The following is a 13,160-nucleotide window of genomic DNA, read 5'->3' as shown; positions in this document are numbered from 1 at the left end:
AGGACTCACCACGTGGGGCAGCTCAACCAACCGTCGAACCTGGTCGACCGTGTGAGCAAGCTCGAACGCGCGCTCGAGGCGTTCCGGAAATTGTCCGGCCTCACCTCAGCGATCATCCGCCGAGGCGGTATAACCCTGCTCGACGACTCGTTTCTCAAAATGGTCGACGACCAGGGAACCCGGATCCTCTACATCGGACCGAACAGCGAGGGAAAGCAAGTCTTCGCACTCCGGCGGGAGAACGGCTCCCTGGTCCTGCAGTCGGACTACTTCGCCGGTGAACCGTTTTTCGCGATGCGTGACCAGAATGACGTGATCTTGTTCTCGGACAACGCCGCCGGGTCGGGCGGGATGGCACGGCCGTGGCTGCCCATTCCGATGTATCCGAAGTTTGTGTGTGAAAGCGACGTTTCGCCTAACCCGGAACTCGGCTTCACCTATGGCTACATGTTCATTGACAACTCTCGGTTGGCGTCGGAAACGACGCTGTGGGAGGGCCGAGCGTCTGTCCTGCACAAGTTCGTGGAGCTGCGAACGACGACCGGTCGCGCGATCGGCGGCGCCCATGTTCCCCGGTACAGGCTGAAATTCAACGGCACCACAGTGGGCGAGTGGACCGACACGGGGCTATCGAACTTGGTGCGCGGACCGTACGACATCTCGCAGTGGCTCGACCAGAACGACGTATCAGTGCAGCTGACATGCAGCCTTGACACCGGCGGCGCCGGGTCGACTGCCTGCCAGATCACCAGCGTCTACATGCGACAGTAAGGAGGGCGCGCGATGCTCCCCGAACCCGGAAATCCCGCTAGCTGGCAATACGTTCGTGAGGAGCTAACCGCCCTGCGCGCAGACTTGCACGGCGAACTCGGCGGTGTGCGCACCGACATTGCCGACCTCGCCCGCGAACTCCGGGCGCACCTGCTCGAGCAGGGCCCGGAGATAGCCGTCATCAAACGTCGGCTCGACGAACACGATCGGGCGATCACTGAGATACAGACGTCCAAAAAGGACACATGGAAGTACTGGGGTTCCCTCGCGGCAATGGCGCTCGTGGCTGTCCTGTCGTGGGTGTTCACCCTCATCGGAAAGTGAGGACCTCATGGGGAAACCCTGGTACGTAGCGCACTCGCTCGACATCCTGCTCGGTCAGGTCAACGCGCTCGAGCCGGACCGCTCGCGCGTGTCCGACGGCTCGATCGGCGACGCTGACCACTCGGCCCGGCTGTCGGACCACAACCCCAACGACTACCGTCGCGGCGACGGACGGTTTCAGGTGTGCGCGCGGGACTTCACCCACGATCCCGGCGACCTCGACGGGCAGTGGCTCGCCGACCGGCTCACCACGCACGCCGACCCGCGGCTCAAGTATCTGATTTGGAACCGCCGGATCTGGACACCCGGCATCGGGTGGAAGCCCTACACCGGCGGGCCGAACCCGCACACGTCGCACGTGCACGTGTCCGTCGTCGCCGGATCCCGCGCCGACTCCACCGTGCTGTGGAACCTCGGCGCCGCCGGCGCCCCGAACCCGCCCAACCCACCCCGGCCCACCGGCCGAATCCTGATGACGGAGGACAACGTGGCCACTCTGCCCGCATCCATGGACACCACCTACGAGGTACTTGCCGTACCTCCGGCCGCCCAAGTGAGTCTGATTTTCGCCGCCAAGACGGTGATCTACGGCGGTCACCTCTACAACTGGACGCCCGTCCCCGGCAAGGGAACCGGCGGCGACCCCGGCCGGTGGCGTACCGAGGTACAAGAAGGCGAGGAAATCCGCATCCCGCGCGGCACGTCGAAAGTCCACATCGAGTACTCGTGCGCCTCGCCCGTCTCCGTGTTCATTCAGGCGATCGCGTGACCGGGCAGCATCACGGCCCGGTCGACGAACCCGGCCTCGGCGCCCGGCTCGCCGCGACCGCCCGCCGGTTCTGGAAACTGCTTGGCGCCGTCGCGGGCGGCGCGACCGGGGTCGGGTTCGCGTCCGTCCTCGACGCCGCCGGGGTCGACGTCAGCCCGTCCGGCGCGGCCGGTATCGCCCTGGTCCTCGCCGCCATCGGAACATGGCGGGCACCGCGGAACACCACCGACCTCGCCGAGTGGCTCGGCGACCTGCAGGCCCACGTCGCCGCACAGGGCGGCGACCCCGACCGGCTGCAGAACAGCCTCGACGACCCGCCCCCGCGCACCTGACACACCACGCGGCCGCCCCGCGCTACCCGTTCCGACGGGCAGCGCGGGGCGGCCGCTTTCGTGTCCGGCGACGTCGGCCCCGCGCCGGGTCGACCGCCGGCGGTTTAGCCGACTCGCCACCAATGAATGATCACGGGCAACTCCCATCGCAGTTCTTGGCCCCGCACTCGCACGGCAGGTCGGGCAACTCTTCGCCGTAGCTTGCGTAGTGTGCCGCTTTGTCTTCGTCGGTGTAGTTGCCGTCTCGTGATGTGCCGTCCGGGTTAGCCTTCATCGTCGTTTGCCTCGCGCTGTGTCTCGTCACGTTCTTCGTGTCGTTGCACCTGTTCCTCAGTCCAGAGTTCGTTGTATGCCAAGGACAAACTCCCTTTCGCTCACTGGGTTTCCGGGTAAGAGATGCCGGGGGCGGGGGATTCGACTACCCCGCCCCCGGCGCCCGCCGCGCGCGGGGGCACATTCCCCAGAACGGCGGGCAGTTGCCGGGACCGGGTGTCATCGGCCCGGCCCGGCTCCCCGTCCTCCACGCGAAAGACGACGGGGCGTTTGGAACCCCGGTCAGCGGATTACCAGGGGAGGTTTACTGACCGGGGCGAGCCCGACGCCGCTCGAGGGTGGACGACGCCGGGAGTCTTCGGGGTGGTCAGGCTGGTGACGGCATCCCGCCGCGGCCTGCCATCGGTCGGGCGAGCGTCACGCGGACGCCGTGTATCCGGACGTCGCCGTCCTCGAGCGCGCGATACAGGTAGCCGCGGTCGGTGAATTCCACCGCGTTGGTCCCGCCTTTGCCGACGAGGATCTCGGCGGACCCGGCGCCGGCGCCCAACCCCATGACCCACACGCGGCCAGCGCCGACCTCGGCGAGGAAGTGCTCATAGCTGCCCACGTCATACGGTGCGGTCATGGCAGATCGCCTTGCGTTGCCGCCGGGTAGGGCAGGATGAAGCCGGGGTCAAGCGTCATACCGTCGAGTTCGGTTGCGCGGTCCAGCAACGACACGCCAACCCGGATAAGGTTCGTAGCGACCTGGCGCAGCGCCGCGGCGTACTCCGCGTCATCCGGCTGCGTCGAGAGAAGCGCGATGGTGACGTTCCCCAGCTCCGCGTTTATGTGCGCCATCCCGGCGAGCAGCTTTCGATCACGCTCGTGCACGGCGCGCCTCCCGTGTACGTCGCCGCACGTCCATGTGCGCCAACCGCTGCAGGTGCTCGCAGTGCTCGCAGGCACCCACCACGGCCCGGGCCCGCGCGTCGAGGCGCACCCGGCCGACCTCGCCCCGTTCATGGCCGACAGGCCACGGCCCCCGCTGTCGCTCGCACCACGCAATGACCGTCGTTGCCCATTCGTCGGCGAGCCGCGCCCGCGGGTACAGGTGCGACGTACCGGCGAATGAGCGCCACTCGTACTCATCCGCGACGTTGTAGACCTCGACCGGCCGATGCAGTGGCCCGTGTCCCCGCCGGCCGAATCGGCGCCGCACCATCAAGGAATGCCTCACCACAACGGCTCATCCCCGCGGCGCGCGTCCTCGGCCGCCTGCTCGAGCGCCGTCACCATTCCAGCGACGAACATCTCGTCGACAACGAGCCCGCACACCCCGACCAGCAGCGCGGGCGACAGGCCCGTCGGGGTCTCCACTACCCCGGTCAAGATGTCGACCGGCTGCCCCGTGAGGCTCACTCCGGTCAACTCCCGGACGTTCCGCCACCCCGAGGACATGGTGGGGCGCGTCGGGGTGCTCACCGGTCGTTCCGCTCGAGGCGTTCCGCTGCTACGCGAGCGGCATCGAGGTTTGCTATCAGCACGTCCCGCTGCGTTGGGTCAAGGATCAGCGTCGGCCCGTTGCTGACCGCGAGGGCAACCCGGTACTGGTCCCTGTGATCCCGCACGACACCGACCGTGAGCACGGTCGGTCGGTCGTTCACGTCGTTGATGTGCTGCGGACGCTCGATCCGCCAACCTCGTGTAGTCACACCTTGAACGCTAGGAGTGATCAACTAGTCGAGGGGTACAGTTTGTACCTTCACCCGGTTGGGCTAAGCGGCCAACCCGACGCGATCACAGAGATTGCGCACTTCGGTCTCGCGCCCGGTGGGCGGGTGTTTTCGCAGATTGCGCAGCATGTCACGCGCAAATCCGTTGTAGCTGATCGTCTCGTTTGCGACGCGCTGCGACCGGTCAAGCAGGGACAGCACCGCGTCGCCGTCGCCCTCGAGCGCGTGCGCGCGGGCTACCTCGATCAGGTGGCGGCTGCGGCGCGCGAGTGACGGAATGGCCACCGGGTCGAACCCGTTCGCGGCGCGCACTGCCTCGCCGGTGCGGCGCAGCTCCACGCCGAGGGTGACCGCGTGCGCGGACATGACACTTTGCGAGAACGAGGATTGTGTGTGTCGGTAGTCGGCGCCGAGGCGCCGGGCGATCTGGTCGGCTTTCTCCCAATGTGCCCATGCCAACCCGTGTCGACCGCGGCGCGCGTGCACGTACGCGACCTCTGCGTCGAGTGCGCCGACCATCCCGCGCCAATCGTCCGGCGCCCCGTCGAGGTGCCGGGCGAGCGAATCACGTGCATCGGTCGCGAGGTCTACCGCCTCATCCCAGCGGCCGGCCTCGCGCAGTGCCTGCACCATCGCCCACGCGCCGCCCGCGATCATGTACGGGTCGTCTGCCTCTTGCGCTTCGGTCAGCGCGCGGTCGGCGACCATCCAGACCAATTCGGGAGCCGGTTGGTAAGCGACGTAGAAATCGGCGAGCTGATAGACGCCGCTGAGAACCCGGCGCGCTTCGCGTCGCTCCTCGCCGCGGAGCGCCCGCACGGCGACCTGCGCGTCGCGGATGAGACCAGGCAGCAGTGTGCCGAGTTGCGTTCGGTGGTCGGGCGACGAGTGGCGTACAAGCCACGCTTGACGCAGCCGGATGGCGAGGTGCGGCACAGATACCGGCTCGATTTTCAGCGACACGCGGTATTCGGTGAGCGAAGCCTGCACGGCGGACAGGGCGGAGTGCCGAGGACCCGCGTACAGCGCGACCGGCACGGCGTGCCCGTCGCCGGTGAGCGTTGCGAGGTCGTCAAGCTCAAGCGCTTGCGCGATCCGGAGCAGCATCGGTAGCCGAGGCGTTTGCAGACGGCCGTTCTCGACGGCCTTGACCCATTCGTCGCTCTTGCCGACCCGGCCACCAAGTACCGGGCGGGACATGCCGCGCCGGTTTCGGTAGAAGCGGATGCGTGCGCCGATCGGAGCGTCGGCAGGCAGAACGTCGTTCATCACGACCACCCTCATTCGCGGAGTCGACCTCTTCGCGTGCCCCCGGTGGCCAAACCGGGGGCTATCCCTCCGCGAAGAGGTACAGCACCACGATACTGCACGGCGCAGCTACAGAGTGTGATGGACGGTTGCGGTTAGATGCCGTGCTTCCATGCGGTGAGCGAGTACGCGGAGTACCAGCAGCCGAACAGGACGAATGCGAGGGTGACGGCGACAGCGGTCGACGGGCGACGTTTCGCGAGGCCGACGGCGATGGGCAGCAGCAGCACGAATGCGGGCAGCAAGAAACGCCCCCGCATTTGAGGGAACCCAGCGGTACCGATCGCGAGGACGGCGACACCGACCCCGTACGCGACCAGTGGCCACGGCAACCGCTGCGCGATCATGACCACGCCGAGGACCACCGCGGCGACCGTCACGAACAACACGAGCGTCTCGAACCGCGACCCCTCACGGGTGAGCAGCCGCACCGTGTACTCGGCCGCCTCGCGACCCCAGTCCCACCGGACACCCCACCCGCGTAGTTCGATGTCCTGCCACCCGGTCAGGCTCCCCGTCCGCGCCGCGACGAATCCCCAGTAGCCGGCCAACCCAAGCGGCGCGACCGCCGCCCAGCCCAGCAGCCGCCACCGGTCCCGGCCGCGACCGCGCACGGCACCGATCGCAGCGGCGACCACGACGACGGCGACTAGAACAGCCGCGGTCGACCGGGTCAGCCCGGCGAACATCGTGCACACCGCGGCCATGCCGAACCGGCGCTCGAGCACCCCGACCAACGCCCACGCGGCGAGCGCGACGAACAGGCTTTCCGTGTACACCATCGACTGCGTGATCGACATCGGCGCACCCGCCCACAACACGACGAGGACCAGGCCCACGCGATGCCCGCCGACCCGTTCGCCGATGCGCTGCAGGCCGCACGCCGCGACGACGCCGGCGACCGTCGACACGATCAGCCCGGCCGCCAGCAACGGCACGCCAAGCTCGCCGAGTACCCGCATGGCACCGGGGTACAGCGGGAAGAAACCCATTGGCGCAGCAGGGAAAAGCTCGCCCGCCGCGTCGAGGGGTTCGGGCACGCCGGTGTAGTTGTGCTCGGCAATCTGCAGGTACCACCAGCCATCCCACGCGGCGAGCCGCTCGAGCAACGGCAGGTCGCGGGGCGCCGCCATCACGGCGAGCATCGCCACGCCGAGGACGCGCACGGCGAGATAGGCCGCGACGGCGCGCACGTACGGCGCCCGCGCGAACCGGGCGACCGGCGGGTCGGTGACGACGGTCAACGCCGGCCGAACACGCGGCCGGTAGAGGTCGAACGCGAGCATGTTTGCCCCAGATCTGCCCCAGATTCGGGGCCCCGGCGCTGGTCAGCGCGGTTCTGCGTCCACCACAACTACGTGGCTCGAATAAGGACGCGACATCAACGCGTCCGAGCAGGTGCTGGACGCGATCTCCCGCGCCCAGCGGCTCGACCCGCACGAGCACACCCACCTGCTCACCCTCGCCGGCGCGCCCGAGCCGCCACTGGAGAAGGACTGCAAGCTCCTCAGCCAGAACGTCCACCGGATGATGGACAAACTGGAGCCGTTCCCGGTCTGCGTGCGCAACGCGCGATGCGACATCCTCGCCTACGCCTGGCTGATGCCTGGACGCGATCCCGTTCGAGGACCGCAACACCCTGATCCAGTGCCTGACCAATCCCGAGTGGCGCCGCAGGCTCCCGGACTGGGAGGTCGATCTCCCCCGCCTGATCGCCGAACCGGCGTGGAAGAACCTGGTCAAGCGGCTGCGGCAGGAGTCCGAGCTCTTCGAGCGGATGTGGAAGGAGCACGACGTCTCCGGCGAGCGGATCGTCCTCAAGCGGTACCTGCACCCGGACGTCGGCCTGCTGCGCTTCGAATTCTCGTACCTGTACCTCGGACGGCGTTCCGAGATCTCCCTGGCGACGCTGACCCCGGCCGACGAGGAAACCGCGGCGAAACTGCCCAGCTCCTTCTGAAGGGGGAGGCGGACCAGGCTCGCGGGGGAGCCTTTCCGCGGCGCGGACGCCGACGCTGGGGAGCATGACCGTAGCGATGGCTCCGCCCAAGATCTCCAGCGTCCGCCTGATCGTCTGCTACGCCGCGATCCTGGGCACGCTCCCGTACCTGACCCTCAAGGCGTCCTGGGTCACCGGCGGCGGCCTCGGCCTGCGCGATCCGTCCTTTGTGGACTCCGACGTGATGATGTTCGCGAACCTGGTCACCGGCGGGATGGACGTCGTCGCGGTGCTCCTCGCGCTGGCCTTCACCTACTCCTGGGGCCGCCGGATCCCCGCGCCGCTGGTCCTGTTCCCGATCTGGATCGGCACCGGGCTGCTCGCGCCGATCGTGCTGAACCTCCCGGTGATCATCGCCGACCTGTCCCGGGCGCAGCTGACCGAAATGCCGCTGGAGAACTGGGTTTGGGCCGTCGTCTACGGCGGCTTCGCCTGGCAGGGCATTCTGCTGCTGACCGCGTTCGTGCTCTACGCCCGCGATCGTTGGTGGTTCGTCGTCACCGGCACCGTGAAGCCGGGCACGATCGGGGTGGCGGGCCTGCTCGGCATCGCCGCCGCGCTCGTCACGGCGATCGGCCACACGATCTGGGCGTTCGGACCCGGCGGGATCGCGGCCCGCGGTCAGGACGTCGTGATCGCGGTGCTCGGTGTGCTCGCCGCGATCGCGCTGGCGAACGTGTCACGAGGACGGTTCTGGCCGCGACTGGTGCTGGTGTGGACCGGCGCCGGGGCGATGGCAGGCACGGGGGCGTGGGGGTTGTTCACCGCGTTCACCATGGGATTCACCGGACATGTGGCGGTGCTGGCCGTCCAGGTGATCGGCGGGGTGCTGCTGATGATCTCGGTCCTGCGACGGCTACCGGCGGTCGAGCAGGCGACGTGATTCCTTGCTGAAGCCGGGAACCGTTTTCTCGAATCTTTCGAGGAATTCACTCAACGTTTCCGGTGGCCGTTCGAGGGCGCTGACCTGTTCGCGTAAGCAGCGAAGAGTGGCAGCCGGATACAGATCGAGCTGGTCGAGCAGGAAGTCGTCGGGGTGTATCGCCTCGATCCGGTAGGGCTCGAGGGCTGAGGGCGGGAAGTCCTTGAGATTCGCTGTCACGATCACCGCCGCGTTCGCATGTACCGCGGCGGCCAGCACGTGTCTGTCCTTCGGATGATCGGTCATGGCGGGAATCAATGGCCTGTAGCCGGTGACCTCGGAGTCCGGGAAGGCCGAGCGCATGCCGGTCAATCGTCGCTTCACCCGCGCCGGCTCAAGACCGAAATGCCCGACGAGATTCCGCTCGACCTCATCGAGCACTTCGCCCGACCACAGAACGCGGTAAGTGCCGGCCTCGGCCAGGCGCAGCAAGAGATCCGTCAATCGGATGGGAATGAGCACGCAAGCATCGAGGAAGGCGGGAAAGGGCACGGCTAGCGAGTCTGGATGAACCCGTCGACGATGTCATCGCTGCCATCCCGGCTCGCCGAAGCTGTCAGCTCATCGAGTAATCCTTGCCGTTCCGCACGAGAGCGCGCCCGGTATTCGAGCAGGTCACTGAGGAGGACGCGCCGGTGACGTGCCGGTTTCTCGAACGGGATCTCGCCGGATTCCAGCAGTTTGACCAGCGTCGGCCGGGAGACGTTGAGCAGGTCGGCCGCCTGCTGGGTGGTCAGGACGGCGTTCAACGGCGCGATGTTGATGGCGAAGCCCTGGGACATGGCCTTGACGACGTCCCTGAGAACGTCGTAGACCTGCTCGGGAAGGGTCACTTCGCTACCGTCCGGGCCCACCAGTTTCGCCTGCTGGGCCCGGGATGCCGCGACCATGAACTCGTCGAGCCGCCGGAGTTCCCGACGGGCGTCCGGCTCGGTGGAGGAAGGCGGCAGCACGGTGTGCTGTTCGATCGTCGATGCCATGTCGCCTCCCTCGGCCGGTCGGGGCACCTCCAGGGTAATCGAAAAAAACGAAAGACGCACCCCGGGTGGCGGCTACCGCAGGCGGCGTAACCGGGAAGCCGCTTTTCAACGGACGCGACGCGCCCCCGCCGCGGGTAGCTTTCGTCCTGTGCTGCTGAAAGAACGGTTTCCGTGGAGCCTCTGGGTGGGCCGGGTGCTGCGCGTGGTGCTGCCGCTGGGGTTCGTCCTCGGTGCCACGAGCGGCGCCTCACGCTGGCAACCGGACTCACCGCAGCTGACCACGTCCGGGGTGCTGTGGCTGGTCGCCATCGCGGTACCGCTGCTGATCGTCCACCGCTTCCCGATGACGATCTTCCTGCTCACCTCGGCGCTGACGCTCGGCTACTACACGTCCGGCAACCCGGGTGGACCGGCGATCGTGCTGCCGACCATCGCGCTGTTCCTGCTCACCAAGATCCGCGGCCCGATCGTCGCCGGCGGCGCCGGTGGAGCGCTCCTGGCGGCGGCGGGGATCGCGTTGTTCGCCCGGCACGGGCTGGCGGGTTTCGATCTGCGGGCCGGGCTCGGGCTGGTCTGGGTGATCGCGGTCGTCGGGATCGGCACGGCTGTGCGCAACGGGATGGCGGCCGCGCGGGCCCGTCGCGAGCAGGCCGACGAGCATCGGCACCGGATGGCCGAACAGGAGCGGCTCACCATCGCCCGCGAGGTGCACGACGTCGTCGCGCACAGTCTCGCGATGATCAACGTCCAGGCCGGGGTCGCCGCGCACGTCGCCGACCGGCGTCCCGAGCAGGCGAAAGAGGCGCTGCTGAACATCAAGGAGGCGAGCGCTTCGGCGCTGAAGGACCTTCGCGCCACTTTGGCCGTGCTGCGGTCCGGTGAGGACAAGGCGCCCGCGCCGAGTCTCGCGCAGGCCGACGAGCTGTTCGAGCACGCTCGCGCCGCCGGGTTGGAGGTCCGCGTCGACGGTGAGCCGGGGGAGCTGCCCGCGCCCGTCGACGGCGCCGCGTACCGGATCCTGCAGGAATCGTTGACGAACGTCGTCCGCCACGCGCACCAGGCTCGGGGTGTCGACGTCAGTTTCGAGCGGAAAACCGGTGCGCTGACGCTGCTGGTCCGCGACGATGGCCGTGGCGCCGTCGATCCCGCGCCCGGTCACGGCCTGCGGGGAATGTCCGAACGGGCGGCCGCGCTGGGCGGCGCGCTCACGACGTCCGTGGTGGACGGCGGCTTCCAGGTCCGGGTGGACCTGCCCATCAAGGGGGAAGAATGACGATCCGGGTGGTTCTCGCCGACGACCAGGTGCTGGTCCGCGCCGGTTTCCGGGTCTTGCTGGAGACCGAGGACGGGTTCGAGGTCTTGGCCGAGGCGGGTGACGGCGAGCAGGCCGTCGCGGCCGCCGTCGAACACCGGCCGGACATCGTCGTGATGGACGTCCGGATGCCCGGCGTCGACGGGCTCGAAGCGACGCGGCGGATCACCGCGAATCCCGAGCTGGCCGGGGTGAAAGTCCTGGTCCTGACCACGTTCGACGTCGACGAGTACGTTTACGAGGCGTTGCGTGCCGGCGCGAGCGGGTTCCTGCTGAAGGACACCGATCCGGTGGAACTGCTGCGGGCGCTGAAGGTGGTCGCCGCGGGCGAGGCCCTGCTGGCGCCGACCGTGACCAGGCGGCTGATCGCGGAGTTCGTCGACCGGCCGGAGAACCGCCGGATCGACGTGAGCGCCGTCCGCGAGATCACCGACCGCGAACGCGAGGTCCTCGGCCTGGTCGCCGGCGGGATGTCGAACGACGAGATCGCCGCGCATCTGGTGATCTCGACGGCGACCGCGCGCACGCACGTCAGCCGCATCATGACCAAGATCGGGGCGCGGGACCGGGCGCAGCTGGTGGTGCTCGCCTATGAATCAGGCCTGGTCAGTCCCCGCCGCTCCTGAGGTCAGCCGCGCTTCAGCTGAAGCGCCAGCCGCACGACGAACACGACGGCCAGCACGGCGACCAGGGCTATTTCCCAGGCCATGACGGCTCCTCCTCGTCCGGCATCCGAACGCTCCGATGCTCTGCCCTTAAGGCGCATCAGAGGTGGAGGACGTTCACCGACACGGCCCGTCTCACTCGGATGGATTAACCGCTCGAGACCTTCCGCAGCCAGATGTGGACACAGCACCGGGATCTTCACCTCCGGCAGATCCCGGTGCTGCGTCCACATGAAGTACTGGAACCAGCGTCGCCGGGCTGGAAGAGGCCATGGTGAAAGTGGCCGCTCACGTGCGACGCGCGAAGACCCGGTGCGCACCTCCAGCTGACGGCGGCTTTCAGGTCGTCATACGACTTCCGGGACACCGCCCAGCACTTGACGAAGGCGCGCACCGGGTTTTGCCCGGACGTCTCAGTCAGTTGTTGCGTTCGGTCGGCGGTGCCTTCTGGACCTGCGAGTTGAGCAACGACCGGAACGCCTGCTCGGCCTGCGCCTCGGGTCCGAAGGCCTCGACGACGATCACCCGGGTGTAAAGGACGTACACGGCGCGATAGACGGTCGAGTCGGGTGAGTTCCCGACGAAGACCGGTACCCCGCGCATCGCGAGGTCGCGCTTGGCGGTGAGACCGCCCTCCAGCTGCGCGTTCCCGTACTCCTGCGCGACCTTCGAGGTGCCTTGCGCGTCCGGGAAGTCGAGGGCGATCAGGCTGAGCGTGACCTCGCCGTCGGTGTTGGTCTTGAGCAGACATTCGGTCATTTTGGCGCGCTCGATCTGCGCGATCATCGGCTCCGGCAGGAACTTGGCCGACTTCAGCTTGGCGATGTCGAAGGTGCCGCCACCGGCGCGAGGCGAGCCGGGGAGGTTGGTCAGCGCCGCGTCGTTGGCCGACGGCTCGGGCTTGGCCACCGGTGGTTCGGGGAGCGGCGTCGTGCTCGGCGCGGGCGGAGGCTGCTGCTGACTCGAGGTCTGCTGCGCGGTGGGGTTGTCACCGACGGTGCTCGAGAGAAGTGCCCACGCGCCGACGCCGACACCGGCCAGCACCACGACGGCGATCGCGGCGATGACGATCTTGCGCTTGCCGCCGGACGACGGCTTGATCTGGAACGACTCCGGTCCCTGGCTGACCCAGCTCGTGTCGTTGCCGGACGGCGCCAGCGGCGGGAACTCCGAACCGCCCCAAGGCGGGCTCTGGTCCTCCGGCGTATTCCAGCCGCCATGCTGTTGCTGTTGCTGCGGCTGCGGCGGCGCGGGCTGGGCGAACCCGCCGCTCGGCGAGTGCTCACCGGGGCGCTGCGGGTACGGCTGCTGGAACCCGCCCGCGGGCGAACCGGGGTGCTGCTGCGGCGGCTGTTGCTGGGGCTGCCATGGCGGGACGACCTGGGTGCGTTCGGCGGCGCCGGTGTCGGACGGCGACACCACCTGGGTCGCGTCGGCCGAGGGCTGTGGGGGCTGCCCCGGCGGCGCGACCGGCTGGATGATCTGCGTCTCGGCGGGGTTCGCTCCCGGCACCTGAGGTGCCTGGGGAGCCTGGGGGTGCTCAAAGGACACGGCCTGCGAGAGCACCTGGTCACGCCGAGTGCGGTAATCGTCGGCCGTGAGCTTCCCGGCCGCGAGTTCCTCGTCGAGCCTGCGCAGCTCTTCCTGCCAGGTCACCCCGTACCCCCTTATGGATCAGTCGTCCCCGAGCGACGAAGGATCTTTGTCGTCGCGGCCTCCATGACCGCACCGGGCACATTGTGCACGGGAGGCGGCCGGGCGTCGCGGCCTACCACCCAGTCGTAATA

General features: G+C 68.3%; 17 protein-coding genes. 8 read left to right on the top strand and 9 right to left on the bottom strand.

Translation table 11 applies throughout. The annotated features are described in order from the left end of the window. Positions 1–12 precede the first annotated feature (12 nt). Genes BLW75_RS23695 through BLW75_RS23680 form a run of 4 tightly spaced genes read left to right on the top strand, consistent with a single transcriptional unit; the run spans position 13 to position 2,196 of the window. Positions 13–771: a hypothetical protein gene (locus BLW75_RS23695; protein WP_034309496.1), complete on the top strand. Its 759-nt coding sequence runs from the start codon at positions 13–15 to the stop codon at positions 769–771. Between the two features lie 12 nt (positions 772–783). Next, on the top strand, positions 784–1,095 hold the full coding sequence (locus BLW75_RS23690) for a hypothetical protein (protein ID WP_034309499.1): 312 nt from the start codon (positions 784–786) through the stop codon (positions 1,093–1,095). A 7-nt stretch (positions 1,096–1,102) separates the two neighbouring features. Next, positions 1,103–1,864, top strand: coding sequence for a hypothetical protein (locus tag BLW75_RS23685; protein WP_091598198.1), 762 nt, complete (start codon positions 1,103–1,105; stop codon positions 1,862–1,864). Further along, positions 1,861–2,196 carry a hypothetical protein gene (locus BLW75_RS23680; RefSeq protein ID WP_034309504.1) on the top strand — a complete coding sequence of 112 codons (336 nt, stop codon included), beginning with the start codon at positions 1,861–1,863 and terminating at the stop codon, positions 2,194–2,196. Before BLW75_RS23685 ends, BLW75_RS23680 begins: the two co-directional genes overlap by 4 nt. Before the next feature lie 640 nt (positions 2,197–2,836). Here the strand turns inward: BLW75_RS23680 and BLW75_RS23675 are convergent. The 5 genes from BLW75_RS23675 to BLW75_RS23645 all read right to left on the bottom strand — a co-directional run bounded on the left by BLW75_RS23675 (position 2,837) and on the right by BLW75_RS23645 (position 6,781). Then, positions 2,837–3,097, bottom strand: coding sequence for a hypothetical protein (locus tag BLW75_RS23675; RefSeq protein ID WP_034309507.1), 261 nt, complete (start codon positions 3,095–3,097; stop codon positions 2,837–2,839). Continuing rightward, complete coding sequence (locus tag BLW75_RS23670) at positions 3,094–3,345, bottom strand: hypothetical protein (RefSeq protein ID WP_034309510.1); 252 nt, start codon at positions 3,343–3,345, stop codon at positions 3,094–3,096. Before BLW75_RS23670 ends, BLW75_RS23675 begins: the two co-directional genes overlap by 4 nt. A 342-nt stretch (positions 3,346–3,687) precedes the next feature. Next, positions 3,688–3,936, bottom strand: a complete 249-nt coding sequence (locus BLW75_RS23660) for a hypothetical protein (protein ID WP_034309515.1) — start codon at positions 3,934–3,936, stop codon at positions 3,688–3,690. Between the two features lie 293 nt (positions 3,937–4,229). Then, on the bottom strand, positions 4,230–5,456 hold the full coding sequence (locus tag BLW75_RS23650) for a helix-turn-helix domain-containing protein (protein ID WP_034309887.1): 1,227 nt from the start codon (positions 5,454–5,456) through the stop codon (positions 4,230–4,232). Positions 5,457–5,590: 134 nt separating this feature from the next. Beyond that, positions 5,591–6,781 (bottom strand): integral membrane protein, encoded by a 1,191-nt coding sequence (locus tag BLW75_RS23645; RefSeq protein ID WP_034309521.1) that lies wholly within the window; start codon positions 6,779–6,781, stop codon positions 5,591–5,593. Between the two features lie 320 nt (positions 6,782–7,101). Between BLW75_RS23645 and BLW75_RS44285 the strand changes: the two genes are divergently transcribed. Then, a complete protein-coding gene (locus BLW75_RS44285) occupies positions 7,102–7,455 on the top strand; it encodes an MmyB family transcriptional regulator (protein WP_449500953.1) in 354 nt (117 codons plus the stop codon). Between the two features lie 64 nt (positions 7,456–7,519). Continuing rightward, complete coding sequence (locus BLW75_RS23635; RefSeq protein WP_241783473.1) at positions 7,520–8,377, top strand: hypothetical protein; 858 nt, start codon at positions 7,520–7,522, stop codon at positions 8,375–8,377. Here the strand turns inward: BLW75_RS23635 and BLW75_RS23630 are convergent. Continuing rightward, on the bottom strand, positions 8,351–8,908 hold the full coding sequence (locus BLW75_RS23630) for a VapC50 family PIN domain-containing toxin (RefSeq protein WP_034309526.1): 558 nt from the start codon (positions 8,906–8,908) through the stop codon (positions 8,351–8,353). The genes BLW75_RS23635 and BLW75_RS23630 overlap by 27 nt on opposite strands. Positions 8,909–8,910: 2 nt before the next feature. After that, complete coding sequence (locus tag BLW75_RS23625; protein WP_034309529.1) at positions 8,911–9,396, bottom strand: helix-turn-helix domain-containing protein; 486 nt, start codon at positions 9,394–9,396, stop codon at positions 8,911–8,913. Positions 9,397–9,544: 148 nt separating this feature from the next. Between BLW75_RS23625 and BLW75_RS23620 the strand changes: the two genes are divergently transcribed. Together BLW75_RS23620 and BLW75_RS23615 are read left to right on the top strand one after the other, a co-directional pair. Next, the gene (locus tag BLW75_RS23620) at positions 9,545–10,669 is read left to right on the top strand and encodes a sensor histidine kinase (RefSeq protein ID WP_091598195.1); all 1,125 of its coding nucleotides are present in this window, start codon (positions 9,545–9,547) and stop codon (positions 10,667–10,669) included. After that, positions 10,666–11,334, top strand: coding sequence for a response regulator (locus BLW75_RS23615; RefSeq protein WP_034309531.1), 669 nt, complete (start codon positions 10,666–10,668; stop codon positions 11,332–11,334). Before BLW75_RS23620 ends, BLW75_RS23615 begins: the two co-directional genes overlap by 4 nt. Positions 11,335–11,336: 2 nt before the next feature. On the opposite strand, the gene BLW75_RS42375 is transcribed toward BLW75_RS23615, so the two are convergent. Next, positions 11,337–11,606 (bottom strand): hypothetical protein, encoded by a 270-nt coding sequence (locus BLW75_RS42375; RefSeq protein ID WP_143055349.1) that lies wholly within the window; start codon positions 11,604–11,606, stop codon positions 11,337–11,339. 184 nt (positions 11,607–11,790) lie between these two features. Continuing rightward, a complete protein-coding gene (locus BLW75_RS23610; RefSeq protein WP_034309534.1) occupies positions 11,791–13,029 on the bottom strand; it encodes a hypothetical protein in 1,239 nt (412 codons plus the stop codon). Positions 13,030–13,160: the final 131 nt, after the last annotated feature.

The sequence above is a fragment of the Amycolatopsis lurida genome (assembly GCF_900105055.1).
Taxonomy (GTDB): domain Bacteria; phylum Actinomycetota; class Actinomycetes; order Mycobacteriales; family Pseudonocardiaceae; genus Amycolatopsis; species Amycolatopsis lurida.
The sequence above is the reverse complement of the archived record's forward strand: the minus strand, read 5'-3'. Positions and strand labels throughout refer to the sequence as shown.

Excerpts from the sequence above, each read along its gene's own strand:
- BLW75_RS42375 (WP_143055349.1), bottom strand. The coding sequence starts at position 11,606 with ATGTGGACGCAGCACCGGGATCTGCCGGAGGTGAAGATCCCGGTGCTG.
- BLW75_RS23675 (WP_034309507.1), bottom strand. The coding sequence starts at position 3,097 with ATGACCGCACCGTATGACGTGGGCAGCTATGAGCACTTCCTCGCCGAG.
- BLW75_RS23645 (WP_034309521.1), bottom strand. The coding sequence starts at position 6,781 with ATGCTCGCGTTCGACCTCTACCGGCCGCGTGTTCGGCCGGCGTTGACC.
- BLW75_RS23685 (WP_091598198.1), top strand. The coding sequence starts at position 1,103 with ATGGGGAAACCCTGGTACGTAGCGCACTCGCTCGACATCCTGCTCGGT.
- BLW75_RS23650 (WP_034309887.1), bottom strand. The coding sequence starts at position 5,456 with ATGAACGACGTTCTGCCTGCCGACGCTCCGATCGGCGCACGCATCCGC.
- BLW75_RS23615 (WP_034309531.1), top strand. The coding sequence starts at position 10,666 with ATGACGATCCGGGTGGTTCTCGCCGACGACCAGGTGCTGGTCCGCGCC.
- BLW75_RS23625 (WP_034309529.1), bottom strand. The coding sequence starts at position 9,396 with ATGGCATCGACGATCGAACAGCACACCGTGCTGCCGCCTTCCTCCACC.
- BLW75_RS23635 (WP_241783473.1), top strand. The coding sequence starts at position 7,520 with ATGACCGTAGCGATGGCTCCGCCCAAGATCTCCAGCGTCCGCCTGATC.
- BLW75_RS23690 (WP_034309499.1), top strand. The coding sequence starts at position 784 with ATGCTCCCCGAACCCGGAAATCCCGCTAGCTGGCAATACGTTCGTGAG.